The 12,402-nt window shown below is 66.0% G+C and carries 11 protein-coding genes; 5 read left to right on the top strand and 6 right to left on the bottom strand.

The window, feature by feature from the left end; all coding sequences use genetic code 11:
• Positions 1 to 26: 26 nt before the first annotated feature.
• Together msrB and ACSE4D_RS16430 are read left to right on the top strand one after the other, a co-directional pair.
• Complete coding sequence (msrB, locus tag ACSE4D_RS16435) at positions 27 to 458, top strand: peptide-methionine (R)-S-oxide reductase MsrB (protein WP_135541345.1); 432 nt, start codon at positions 27 to 29, stop codon at positions 456 to 458.
• Positions 451 to 1,041, top strand: coding sequence for a GNAT family N-acetyltransferase (locus tag ACSE4D_RS16430; RefSeq protein WP_436326297.1), 591 nt, complete (start codon positions 451 to 453; stop codon positions 1,039 to 1,041). The genes msrB and ACSE4D_RS16430 overlap by 8 nt, the downstream gene beginning before the upstream one ends.
• A 2-nt stretch (positions 1,042 to 1,043) precedes the next feature.
• Here the strand turns inward: ACSE4D_RS16430 and ACSE4D_RS16425 are convergent, their stop codons facing one another.
• Positions 1,044 to 1,520, bottom strand: coding sequence for a MarR family winged helix-turn-helix transcriptional regulator (locus ACSE4D_RS16425; protein WP_240689973.1), 477 nt, complete (start codon positions 1,518 to 1,520; stop codon positions 1,044 to 1,046).
• A gap of 135 nt (positions 1,521 to 1,655) precedes the next feature.
• On the opposite strand from ACSE4D_RS16425, the gene ACSE4D_RS16420 reads away from it, so the two are divergent.
• The gene (locus ACSE4D_RS16420) at positions 1,656 to 1,910 is read left to right on the top strand and encodes a hypothetical protein (RefSeq protein WP_425119588.1); all 255 of its coding nucleotides are present in this window, start codon (positions 1,656 to 1,658) and stop codon (positions 1,908 to 1,910) included.
• Positions 1,911 to 2,048: 138 nt separating this feature from the next.
• Here ACSE4D_RS16420 and hemQ read toward each other — a convergent pair whose 3' ends face one another.
• From hemQ to hemE, 3 genes are read right to left on the bottom strand one after another with little or no spacing between them, the layout of a single operon-like run.
• Positions 2,049 to 2,759, bottom strand: coding sequence for a hydrogen peroxide-dependent heme synthase (hemQ, locus tag ACSE4D_RS16415; protein WP_135541226.1), 711 nt, complete (start codon positions 2,757 to 2,759; stop codon positions 2,049 to 2,051).
• 60 nt (positions 2,760 to 2,819) lie between these two features.
• Complete coding sequence (gene hemG / locus ACSE4D_RS16410) at positions 2,820 to 4,244, bottom strand: protoporphyrinogen oxidase (RefSeq protein WP_425119589.1); 1,425 nt, start codon at positions 4,242 to 4,244, stop codon at positions 2,820 to 2,822.
• A gap of 4 nt (positions 4,245 to 4,248) precedes the next feature.
• The gene (gene hemE / locus ACSE4D_RS16405) at positions 4,249 to 5,295 is read right to left on the bottom strand and encodes a uroporphyrinogen decarboxylase (protein ID WP_425119590.1); all 1,047 of its coding nucleotides are present in this window, start codon (positions 5,293 to 5,295) and stop codon (positions 4,249 to 4,251) included.
• Between the two features lie 160 nt (positions 5,296 to 5,455).
• On the opposite strand from hemE, the gene ACSE4D_RS16400 reads away from it, so the two are divergent.
• The gene (locus ACSE4D_RS16400) at positions 5,456 to 6,070 is read left to right on the top strand and encodes a DUF3000 domain-containing protein (RefSeq protein WP_135541232.1); all 615 of its coding nucleotides are present in this window, start codon (positions 5,456 to 5,458) and stop codon (positions 6,068 to 6,070) included.
• A gap of 17 nt (positions 6,071 to 6,087) precedes the next feature.
• Entirely contained in the window at positions 6,088 to 7,239 is a 1,152-nt protein-coding gene (locus tag ACSE4D_RS16395; RefSeq protein WP_240689975.1) for a ribonuclease D, read from the top strand.
• Positions 7,240 to 7,343: 104 nt separating this feature from the next.
• Here ACSE4D_RS16395 and dxs read toward each other — a convergent pair whose 3' ends face one another.
• Positions 7,344 to 9,284, bottom strand: a complete 1,941-nt coding sequence (dxs, locus tag ACSE4D_RS16390; protein ID WP_425119591.1) for a 1-deoxy-D-xylulose-5-phosphate synthase — start codon at positions 9,282 to 9,284, stop codon at positions 7,344 to 7,346.
• Between the two features lie 390 nt (positions 9,285 to 9,674).
• Positions 9,675 to 12,359 (bottom strand): aconitate hydratase AcnA, encoded by a 2,685-nt coding sequence (gene acnA, locus ACSE4D_RS16385; protein ID WP_436326296.1) that lies wholly within the window; start codon positions 12,357 to 12,359, stop codon positions 9,675 to 9,677.
• Positions 12,360 to 12,402 lie beyond the last annotated feature (43 nt).

Raw genomic sequence — 12,402 nt, 5'->3', positions numbered from 1 at the left:
GCCGTCGACGATCACTGGAGGTCATGATGTCACAGGCACCGAACAGCAATACGGGAACCGCGCCCGAGGAGGTCCGCTGGCAGGACGTCCTCTCCCCGGAAGAATTCGCGGTGCTCAGGCAGGGTGCGACCGAACGCCCCTTCACCGGCGAGTACAACGACGAGACCGCGGCAGGAATGTATCAGTGTCGCGCCTGCGGGGCCGACCTCTTCCCCTCGGACACGAAGTTCACCTCCCACTGCGGGTGGCCGTCGTTCTACGCACCGCTGGCCGAGGACCGGGTCCGCTACATCCGCGACACCACTATGGGCATGGAGCGCATCGAGGTCCGATGCGCGAACTGCGATTCCCATATGGGACACGTCTTCGAAGGTGAGGGGTATGACACCCCGACCGACCAGCGCTACTGCATCAACTCGATCTCGCTCAAGCTCAACAACGCCGATGCCCATGGCTGAGGCGGCAACGGAGTCACAGATCGCCGAGGCGGCTGAACCGGTCCGTGCCGCGGCGACAGAGCCTGTCACCACCGCGGCGGTCGAGCCGGTCATCAGGACATTCGCCCAGCTGCAGGCCGAGGAGCTCTACGGGATCCTGCAGCTGAGGTCCCGTGCCTTCGTCGTCGAGCAGGAGTGCGTCTTCCTCGACCCCGACGGAGTGGACACTCTGCCCGAGACGCTGCACATCTTCTACCCGAGGCCGGCCTCGACGATGGCCGACACCCACGGTGCCGCCTTCGGCCGTGACCTGGCTCCATGGGCCTATGCTCGCCTGCTGCCGGCCGATGTCCCCGACGGGCCGGCCGCGCGCCCGGGAGCCCGCAGCATCAGTCGGGTTGTCACTCTCCCCGAGGCACGTGGTCAGGGATGGAGCCGCAGACTGCTGGCAGACATCGTCGATGCTTGGTCGAATTCGCCGCTGACGCTGAATGCGCAGTCGCATCTCGAGGGTCTCTACGGTTCTTTCGGGTTCGCCCCCAACGGTCCGCGCTTCCTCGAGGACGGGATCGAACACACTCCGATGGAACGCCCCGCGGACTGAACTCAGCCGGCGTCATCCTCGGCGGCGTCGACGGAGGCGATGATCTTCTGCATCACCGCGTGAAGATCACGCACTCCGTCGACGTCCATGCCGAGCTTGTCCATCATCTTTCCGGGAATGGTCTGTGCCGTCTCCCGCAGTCGCAGCCCTGTGGGTGTGAGTGTGACCTCGACGATCCGCTCGTCATGTTCGCTGCGCATCTTCGCCACATAGTCAAGCGCCTCGAGCCTCTTGACCAGGGGCGAGACGGTGGCCGGTTCGAGACGCAGCAGTCCCGCGATCTCACGCATCGTGAGCTTCTCGTGCTGCCACAGCGCAAGCATGACGAGGTACTGCGGGTGCGTGAGGTGGATCGGTTCGAGCACTGACCGGTACGCGCCGATCACTCCGCGTGAAGCCACGGCCAGAGCGAAGCAGATCTGGCTCTCCAATGCCAGGGGATTGTCCATTCGTCCCTGAGCGTCATCGGACTCGAGCATCGTCTCTCCTTCGGCCGTCCGTGCGACCGTCCGCGCGGCCTTCAATTAGTGCACTAATGATTAGGGTACACTGGATGTACAGTCGAAATTGTTCAGCAGCCCGCCGCAGCGGTGACTCGTCGATAGGATTCTCTTATGCCGTCCGCCTCGCAGGCTTCTCCCGACGATTCCGACAGACACTCGCGCAGTCACCGCACATCGCAGCGCGGAGTCGGCTGGCTCAACAACTTCTTCCGCAAGATCGTCGGTCCCGCACAGGTCGACAACACGCGTCCCGGTGGGTATTTCGAGGATGAGACCCTGCGCCACAAGCAGCTCGAGGCCATGGGCCTGGAGATGCGCACCGACGCCAGCGGCCATTCCTACGTGGTGAAGAAGACCGCCGACTGACCCGGCAGCCGCTGATCGCTGCGAACGTGCAAGGGCCGCCGCATCTGCGACGGCCCTTGAGCGTGTCACCTCCGGCCGAGGTCGGTGGCGCCCCGGTTCGGTCGGAAGTCGGCTGGGCCCACTCCCGACCGCGGTCGGTCACCGCCAGTCGGAGATGATGTCGACGAGCTCCCGACGCGGTCCCGTGTAGAACGGGATCTCTTCGCGCACGTGCAGCCGAGCTTCGGTATTGCGCAGATCGCGCATGAGGTCGACGATGCGGTGCAGCTCGGGGGCTTCGAAGGCGAGCAGCCACTCGTAGTCGCCGAGGGCGAAGGACGCGATCGTGTTCGCCTTGACGTCCTTGTAAGAGGCGGCGGCCATGCCGTGGTCGCGCAGCATCTTCGACCGTTCGGCGGGATCGAGTACGTACCAGTCGTAGGACCTCACGAACGGGTAGACGCAGATGTAGTCTCCGGGGACCTCGTCGACGAGCAGCGCCGGCAGGTGGCCCTTGTTGAACTCGGCCGGACGGTGGATGCCCACGACCGACCAGATCGGTTCGAGGACTCCGCCGAGCAGGCTGCGACGGATCACCGAGTAGGCGGCCTGGACGAGTTCGATGGTGGGCGCGTGGTACCAGAACATGACATCGGCGTCGGCGCGCAGGGCGGAGACGTCGTAGATGCCGCGGACGACGAGTCCCTGCTCCTTCAGCGGCTCGAGCCCGGTCAGCAGCTCCTCGGCGAGTTCGCCGCGGTCGGCGTCACCGAGCTCACCGGCCGAAGCGTAGACGGAATAGGCGATGTACCTCGTCTCGCTGTTCGCTTCTTCGATCTGGGCATCGGTCGGCTGAGTGTGGTCGCTCATTCCTGCTCCTTCTGTGATCTGTTCGTTCTGTATCGGTGGGTCAGTGTCAGTCGGTGAAGTTCAGTGGCTCGGATCCGTCGGCCGCGGCCCGTCGGCCTGCCGGGTCCGCTGGCGCTGTGCGACCGCCTCGGCGCGGGCGATACAGGCGGGGATCCCCACTCCTGCGAATGCCGATCCGGCCAGGTCGAGGCCGTCCAGCTCGGCGATCTGCGCATCGAGGCCGGCGATGCGCGCGGCGTGGCCGGGCAGGTACTGGGGCAGCGCGGAGTTCCACCGCTGGACTTCGGCAGCGAGGACCCGTGCACTCGAACGAGAGGTGATCGACTGCCAATCGGCGAAGGCCCGGTCGATGAGTTCCTCATCCGACGCCGTGGACCAGACCTCGGGTCCGTCGCCGAAGCGTCCGATGCTCATTCGCACCAGCGCGGTGCCGCGTGGGATGTGTGCGGCCGTCCACGGCCATTTGTTCGACACGAACGTCGAGGCCTTGATGAAGGTGTCCTCGGTCGCCGGAACGAGGAATCCCGACCCTTCCAGCTCGGTTCCGTCGAGGTCGACCAAGGCTGCCACGAGCGCTGTCGAAGCGTAGGGAATGCTCGCGAGAGTCGCTGAAGCGTCGGGAGCCGTTTCGGTGAGCAGCCCGGCACTGATGTGGGCCGGTGTGGCCAGGACCAATCCGTCGGATTCCACCTCGAACCCGTCGCCGGAGACCGTCCACGTGCTGGCCCCACGACGGATTCGTGTGACCCCGGCACCAAGCCTCACCGTCCCACCGTTGGTCTCGAACGCTTCGCGCAGGGCGGGGATGAGGCGGTTGATGCCGCCTTCGAAGCTCATGAACACCGGTTCCTGCTCAGTCCCGGATCTCGCGTTCGCCTCGCGGGCGGCGAGGAGTTCGGCGACGAGGTCGAGCACCGAGGTGCCCTCGACCGCGGCGGGCAGGAGCGCGGGCACCGTTTCGGCCAGAGACAGATCCCGGCAGCGGCCGGCGTAGACCCCGCCGAGGAGCGGATCGACGAGCGAGTCGACGACGGCATCGCCGAGGCGCGCGGACAGGAAGTCTCCCAAGGAGACATCGTCGGTGTCGATCGCCGCAGTGAGCGTTTCGGCCGCCAAACGGTCGGCCGCCTCGGTGCCGATGAGGGCTTCGACTTCTGCGGCGTCGGCGGGCACCCCCATGATGGTGCGCTTCGGAATCGCATGCAGCTGCCCGCGGTTGAGCACCTGGGAGCTGTGGCGGGTGGAGGGGAAGACCGTGTCGAGGCCGAGTTCGCGGGCCAGGCCTTTGGTCTCGGGTCGGCGGTTGAGGCTCGCTTCGGCACCGGAGTCGATGCCGATGGGCACAGCACCGCCGAGGGTGGTCGGCCTGAGGCACCCGCCGAGGCGATCGGCCGCCTCGAGCAGCGTGACTTCGTGGTCGGCGGAGAGACGGTAGGCGGTGACGAGCCCGGAGACGCCTCCCCCGACGACGGTGATGTGCTTCATCGGATCAGCTGCGGCGACCGAGGATCTCTGCCGAGACTCGGTGCACGAGGTCGACGATGCGACCGGGCACCTCGGGGTCGGTGTCCGGCAGCACTCCGTGGCCGAGGTTGAAGACGAATCCGCCGTCGAGTTCCAGCCCCTTCTTCACGATGGCCTCGACTCGCGGAGCGAGTGCTTCCCACGGGGCGAAGAGGAGTGCGGGGTCGAGGTTGCCCTGCAGCGCCCGTCCGGACGGGACTCGGGTGGCGGCATCGGCGAGGTCGACGCGGAAGTCGACGCCGACGGCCGTCGATCCGGCCCGCGACATCGAGCTCAGCAGCTCACCGGTCTGGACGCCGAAGTGGATGCTGGGAACCTCGTGAGCCGCCAGTGCTGAGAACACCGAGGTGGAGTGCTCGAGGACGTGGTCTTCGTAGTCTGCACGGCTGAGATAGCCGGCCCAGGAGTCGAAGAGCTGGAAGGCCTTCGCACCCGCCTGCAGCTGGACGTCGATGAAAGTGGTGGAGATGCGGGCGAGCTTCGCCAGCAGTGCGGAGAAGGATTCGGGGTCGGAGGCCATGAGCGACTTCGTCTTCTCATGGTTCTTGCTCGGGCCGCCTTCGATGAGGTAGCTGGCGAGCGTGAATGGGGCTCCGGCGAAGCCGATGAGCGGGGTCGCCTCGCCGAGTTCGGCAGTCACCCGCTGGATCGATTCGGTGATGTCGGGAATGTCGGCGACGTCGAGTTCGGGCAGGGCGTCGATGTCGGTGCGGCTGCGCACCGGGTGCGCGATGACCGGTCCGACGCCGGGGACGATTTCGACGTCGACGCCTGCGGCCTGCAGGGGGACGACGATATCGGAGAAGAAGATGGCCGCATCGACACCGTGGCGGCGCACGGGCTGGAGGGTGATCTCGGAGACGAGCTCGGGATCGCGGCAGGCATCGAGCATCTTCGTGCCTTCGCGCAGCTTCCGATACTCGGGCAGAGAGCGGCCGGCCTGCCGCATGAACCAGACGGGAGTGTGCGGCACCGGCTCCGAACGCAGGGCGGCCAACAGGGGTGATGTCATGACCCCATCTTCCCATTCTTCGCCAGACGATGACCAACTGCGCTCCGGTTTCAAGACACCGCGTCTTAACCGTCGTCGCGGTGCGCGCGAGCCGAATCTCCGGGGGGCGCCTCGGCGTGGGCGATTCCCCCGCCCGGTGTGCTGATCTATCGTGTCAAGTGTGGTCAACACCTCACCTCTCAATCGCATTCCGGCGGAGTTCTCGGCCGTGACTTCGGTGCTGCGTCAGGCACGCAGCACGAACAATGTGTCGATCTCCGAGATTCCGGCGCCGGCACGGCTGGCGCCCTACTCCTATGCGCTCGGTGCCGAAGTCAGCGCCGACGAGACCTTCCTGCGGGCCAGCGGCGAGACCATCGACGAACTCGCCACCGGCCGCATCGTCGTCCTCTTCGACCCGGCCGCACCCGAGGAATGGGAAGGCCGCTTCCGGGTGGTCTCCTATATTCGGGCAGAGCTCGAACACGAACTCGGCAATGAGACGATGCTCGGTCACGTGGCGTGGAGTTGGCTCGAGGACGCCCTGGAAGCCAACGACTGCCAGGTGCTCGCCGCCGGCGGGACGACGACCCGGGTGCTGTCGGAGAGCTTCGGCACCTTGGCCGATCGTCCGGCCACGATAGACTTGGAGCTGCGCGCTTCGTGGACACCCGTGATTGACGAGCCGGATCTGATCGGCAATCACTTCGAAGCCTGGATCGATCTGCTCAGCACAGTCGCCGGACTGCCACCACTTCCTGAAGGAGTCACTGCCCTGCCCGGGCGCCGTCGATGACATCTGAACTACCGCTTTTGGAAACACCCGCGAACGGCGTCCCCGACGTTGTCGACACCCCGGACGGACTCTCCTCCTCGGTCGCCAGCCTGGCTGCCGCCGATGGACCGATCGCCATCGATGCCGAACGGGCCTCGGGCATCAGATATGGGCAGCGGGCGTTCCTCATCCAGCTGCGTCGCGAGGGTGCGGGCACGTTCCTCCTCGATTCCGAGACCCTCGGAGACCTCAGCGACCTCAATCCCGCGTTCGGCTCCGACGAGTGGGTCATCCATTCGGTGACTCAGGATCTGCCGTGCCTGCAGGAGCGCGGCATGCGCCCGGCGGCGCTGTTCGACACCGAACTGGCCGCACGGCTCCTCGGCTGGGAGAAATTCGGTCTGGCAGCGGTCGCCGAACGCACTCTGGGTGTGCGTCTGGCCAAAGAGCATTCGGCCGCCGACTGGTCCACCCGGCCCCTGCCGAAGGCGTGGCTGAATTATGCCGCCCTCGACGTCGAAGTGCTCCTGCCGATCCGTGACATCCTCCATCAGTCGCTGCTCGAGGTCGATCGCTGGGAGTACGCACGCCAGGAGTTCACGCACCTGCTCGACTTCGAACCGAAGCATTTCGACGAACCGTGGCGGCGCACGCACGGCCTGTCGAAACTGCGTTCACGCCGCGATATCGCCCGGGTCCGCGAACTCTGGCGGGCGCGCGACGCCATGGCCTTCGAGTCCGATATCGCCCCGAGCAAGGTGCTGCGCGACCGTGACCTCGTCGCTCTCGCCCAATCCGGAGTGAAGTCCAGCGATGACATCATGACGAAGTGGCGCCGACTCTCCCGTGCCGAGGCGGCCCGCCTCTTCCGCGCCTACCGCAAGGCCTCCCGCCTCACCGCCGAAGAGCTCCCGCCGAAGCAGGAGGGCGGACGGCAGCGACGCAGCCCGTTCAGCCATACCGATCTCAAGGACCGTATCGCGGCACTGAAGGCGGCGATGGCCGAACTGTCGAAGCAGCTGACGATCCCCCACGATGTGCTGCTCCAGCCGGCCCTGGTGAAGTCCCTGGCCGCTCAGCCCGTCGTCGATGTCGCAGACTTCCTCGCCGAGGCGGGCGCGCGCCCCTGGCAGATCGAGCTGAGCACTCCGGTGCTCTCGACGACCCTGGCCGGCCTCCCCCGACCCTGAGGGCGACCTCGTCTGCTCCCCTGGAAGCAACTGCGATCGCTTCCCTGAGGACGACTGCGACCGCTGCCCTCCGATCGACCGTGTCCGCTGCCTGAGTGGAATCGTCACACCGCGCGGCGGGAACTCTGATCGGCACGGTCGGCTACCTCGGCGGGCAGGGCGCCGACGATGTCGGAGACGATCGTGTCAGCGTCGAGTCCCACGTGTGCGAGGATCTCTTCGCGCGTTCCCTGCGGCAGGAATTCGTCGGGCACCCCGAGTTCGAGGACCCCGATCCGCGAGTCCGCCTCGCGCAGGTCGGATCTGATCTGCGAACCGATGCCGCCGATCTTCACCCCGTCTTCGATCACAACGACGAGGCTGTGCTGTGCCGCGAGGTCGATGACGGAATCGGGCACGGGCAGCACCCAACGGGGGTCGACGATCGTGGCGGTGATGCCTCGATCGGCCAGCTTCTCGGCGACGTCCTCAGCCAGCAGGGCGAAGGGACCGACGGAGACGATGAGCACATCCGGTTCGGAACCGGCGGGCCTGTCACGGAGGACATCGACGCCATCGCCGAGCCGCCTCAGCGCGGGGATGTCGGCTCCGACGCCGCCGCGCGGGAAGCGCAGGACCGTCGGCCCGTCGGTGACGGCGACCGCTTCGCTCAGCTCTTCGACCAGTCGAGCGGCGTCCCGAGGTGCGGCGAGTCGGAGGCCGGGAACGATGCGCAGCATGGCGATGTCCCAGATGCCGTGGTGACTGGCCCCGTCGGGACCGGTGATGCCGGCGCGGTCGAGGACGAAGGTGACGCCCTGGCGGTGGAGGGCGACGTCCATGAGCATCTGGTCGAAGGCACGGGTGAGGAATGTCGAGTAGATGCATACGACCGGGTGGAGCCCGCCGTAGGACAGGCCCGCCGCCGAGGCGACCGCATGCTGTTCGGCGATGCCGACGTCGAAGACCCTGTCAGGGAATTCCTCGGCGAATTTCGCCAGTCCCACCGGGGTGAGCATGGCCGCGGTGACGGCGACGATATCGTCACGCTCCTCGGCGAGTTCGCAGATCTGGGTGCCGAACACCGAGGTCCACGACGTCGACTTCGACGGTGTCGCCTTGCCCGTGACCGGGTCGATGATGCCGACGGAGTGGAATTGGTCCGTGTCGTCGTTGACCGCCGGGTCGTAGCCGTGCCCCTTCTGCGTGATCATGTGGACGATGACGGGGCCGCCGTCGTACTGTTTGGCCAGCTGCAGGGCCTTTTCGACCGAGGACAGATCGTGGCCGTCGACAGGGCCCAGATACTTGATGCCGAGTTCGTCGAACATTCCCGTCTGCGGCGGGCTGACCATGTCTTTGAGTCCGCGTTTGACACCGTGGATCGCACTGTAGGCCGCGCGGCCGGGCGCACCGGACTGACGCAGCGTCTCTTTGCCCCAGCTCAGCAGCTTCTCGTAGCCGGAGGTCGTGCGCAGCTCGTCGAGGTGGGCGGCGAATCCGCCGACGGTCGGGGCGTAGGAGCGGCCGTTGTCGTTGACGATGATGACCAGCCGCCTCGGCGGGGTCGACGTGTCGGCGGCGATCGTGTTGAGCGCTTCCCAGGCCATGCCTCCGGTCAGCGCCCCGTCGCCGATGACGGCGACGACGTGGCGGTCCCTCTCACCGGTGAGTTGACGGGCTTTTGCGATGCCGTCGGCCCAGGACAGGGAGGCCGAGGCGTGGGAGTTTTCGACGACGTCGTGGTCGCTCTCTGCCCGGCTCGGGTAGCCGGAGAGTCCCTCACGCTGGCGCAGGGTGGAGAATTCCTCGCAGCGGCCGGTGAGCAGTTTGTGCACATAGGTCTGGTGGCCGACGTCGAAGATGATGGTGTCCCGTGGGGAGTCGAAGACTCGGTGGATGCCCATGGTGAGTTCGACGACGCCGAGGTTGGGGCCCAGATGTCCGCCGGTGCCGGCCACCGTGGTCACGAGGTAGTCGCGGATCTCTTTGGTCAGCACCTCGCACTCGCCGGCGTCGAGCCGGGCCAGATCGCTCGGCGAGTGGATCGTTTCGAGGAAGGTCATCTCACTTCTCACATCATCGTTGACGGGCGGACTCCAATCGCCACATTCTATCGCGCACCTCCCGGAGCGCCCCACCCCACTGCGGATACTTCCTCGCGCCGCGTCCATCTCCTCCCACTGGCCATGCATCATGCACCGCCGCCCGCCCCCGCTCTCCCCGCCGACGGCAGGGCATCCCTCACCCTCAGCGGGACACCGCCCCGGTGCACCACGATGTTGAGACGCTGACGGTGAGGGATGCTCCGCCCACCGTTGCCCGTCGCCCAGGGACGACGAAGGCCGGTGGGAAGAATCCCACCGGCCTTCGTTCACTGCAGGCTGCCCTGTACGTGGCGGTCGCAGCGAGTCACTGACTCACTGAGACCGAGCGCCCGGGCGCATCTCCTGCGATCAGGCGGTTGCCAGCTGACGCAGAACGTACTGCAGGATGCCGCCGTTGCGGTAGTAGTCGGCTTCACCCGGGGTGTCGATGCGCACCACGGCGTCGAATTCGACCTTCGTGCCGTCTTCCTTCTCGGCGGTGACCTTCACGGTCTCGGGGGTCTTGCCCTCGTTGAGTTCCGTGATGCCTTCGATGGAGAAGGTCTCGGTGCCGTCGAGGCCGAGCGACTCGGTCGATTCGCCGGCGGGGTACTGCAGCGGCAGCACACCCATGCCGATGAGGTTCGAGCGGTGGATGCGCTCGAAGCTCTCGGTGATGACCGCTTCGACTCCGAGCAGCTTCGTGCCCTTGGCGGCCCAGTCACGCGAGGATCCCGATCCGTATTCCTTGCCGCCGAGGACGACGAGCGGAGTGCCGGCGGCCTCGTAGTTGACGGAAGCGTCGTAGATCGTCGTCTGCGGTCCGCCCTCCTGCGTGAAGTCGCGGGTGAAGCCACCCTGGACTCCGTCGAGGAGCTGGTTCTGCAGGCGGATGTTCGCGAACGTTCCGCGGATCATGACTTCGTGGTTGCCGCGGCGCGAGCCGTAGGAGTTGAAGTCCTTGCGCTCGACACCGTTCTCGACGAGGTACTTGCCGGCCGGGGTATCGGCCTTGAAGGAACCTGCGGGCGAGATGTGGTCGGTGGTCACCGAGTCGCCGAGCTTCGCGAGCACGCGCGCACCCTTGATGTCCTCGACGGCCTCGGGCTCGAGTCCCATGCCGTCGAAGAAGGTGGGCTTGCGCACGTAGGTCGACTTGTCGTCCCACTCGAAGATCTTGCCCTCAGGGGTGTCGAGCTGCTGCCAGCGCTCGTCACCGTCGAAGATCCGGCCGTATTCGTTGTCGAACATATCGGTCGAGATCGACGAGGCGATGACCGACTCGACCTCCTCCGGCGCGGGCCAGAGGTCCTTGAGGTAGACGTCGACGCCTTCGGAGTCCTTGCCCAGCGGCTGGTTCTCGAAGTCGAAGTCCATCGTCCCGGCCAGCGCGTAGGCGATGACCAGCGGAGGCGAGGCGAGGTAGTTCATCTTCACGTCGGGGCTGATGCGGCCCTCGAAGTTGCGGTTACCCGACAGGACAGCGGTGACCGAGAGGTCGTTGTCCTGAATGGTGTCGGAGATCTCCTGGTCCAGCGGACCCGAGTTGCCGATGCAGGTGGTGCAGCCGTAGCCGACGATGTAGAAGTTCAGAGCCTCGAGATCCTCGATGAGCCCGGCCTTCTCGTAGTAGTTGGTCACGACCTTCGAACCCGGAGCGATCGAGGTCTTGACCCACGGCTTGGAGTTGAGTCCGCGCTTGCGGGCGTTGCGGGCCAGCAGGCCGGCGGCCATCATCACCGAGGGGTTCGAGGTGTTCGTGCACGAGGTGATCGAAGCGATCGCCACAGCGCCGTTGGCCAGCTCGAACTGGTCTCCGTCACCGGTGGTGACGTCGACGGACTTCGACTCCTCGCCGGGTGCGGCGTAGTTGTGGATGTCCTTGGCGAACTGGTTCTTGGCATCGGAGAGTTCGATGCGGTCCTGCGGGCGCTTCGGTCCGGAGATCGAGGGCACCACGGTGGACAGATCGAGTTCGATGTACTCGGAGTACTCGACTTCGTTCTCCGGGTCGTGCCACAGCCCCTGGGTCTTGGCGTAGTCCTCGACGAGCTGGATCTGCTCGTCCGAGCGGCCGGTGAGCTTGAGGTAGTCGATGGTGACCTCGTCGATCGGGAAGATCGCGGCGGTCGAACCGAACTCGGGGCTCATGTTGCCGATCGTCGCACGGTTGGCCAGCGGCACCTCGGCCACACCCTTGCCGTAGAACTCGACGAACTTGCCGACGGCACCGTGCTGACGGAGCATGTCGGTGATCGTGAGCACGACGTCGGTCGCGGTCACACCGGAGGGGATCTCACCGGTGAGCTTGAAGCCGACGACGCGCGGGATGAGCATCGACACGGGCTGGCCGAGCATTGCTGCCTCGGCCTCGATGCCGCCTACGCCCCAACCGAGCACACCGAGGCCGTTGACCATGGTGGTGTGCGAGTCGGTGCCGACCAGGGTGTCCGGGTAGGCCCGGAGGACTCCGTCGACCTCGCGCGGCATGACCACGCGAGCCAGGTGCTCGATGTTGACCTGGTGGACGATGCCCATGCCCGGAGGCACGACCTTGAAGTCTTCGAATGCGGTCTGGCCCCAGCGCAGGAACTGGTAGCGCTCACCGTTGCGCTGGTATTCGATGTCCATGTTCAGTTCGACGGCGTCGGCGGTGCCGAAGCGGTCGATCTGCACCGAGTGGTCGATGACCAGCTCGGCCGGAGCCAGCGGGTTGACCTGATCCGGCTTGCCGCCGAGCTCGACGACCTTCTCACGCATGGTGGCGAGGTCGACGATGCAGGGCACACCGGTGAAGTCCTGCATCACCACGCGGGCCGGGGTGAACTGGATCTCGGTGTCCGGCTCGGCATTGGGGTCCCAGCTGCCGAGCGCCTCGATGTGCTCCGAGGTGATGTTTGCGCCGTCTTCCGTGCGCAGAAGGTTCTCCAGCAGCACTTTGAGGCTGAAGGGAAGCTTTTCCGATCCCTTGACCTTGTCGAGGCGATAGATCTCATAATCCTTATCGCCCGCGGTCAGGGTGCTCTTCGATTTGAACGTATCGACGTTGCTCATCGTGATTCTCCTGTTTCATCCGATACTCATCCAAGAAACCGGA

This window comes from Brevibacterium sp. FAM 27836 (genome assembly GCF_051351055.1).
In the GTDB taxonomy this organism is placed as follows: Bacteria; Actinomycetota; Actinomycetes; order Actinomycetales; family Brevibacteriaceae; genus Brevibacterium.
This window is presented reverse-complemented; position numbering and strand designations above follow the sequence as displayed.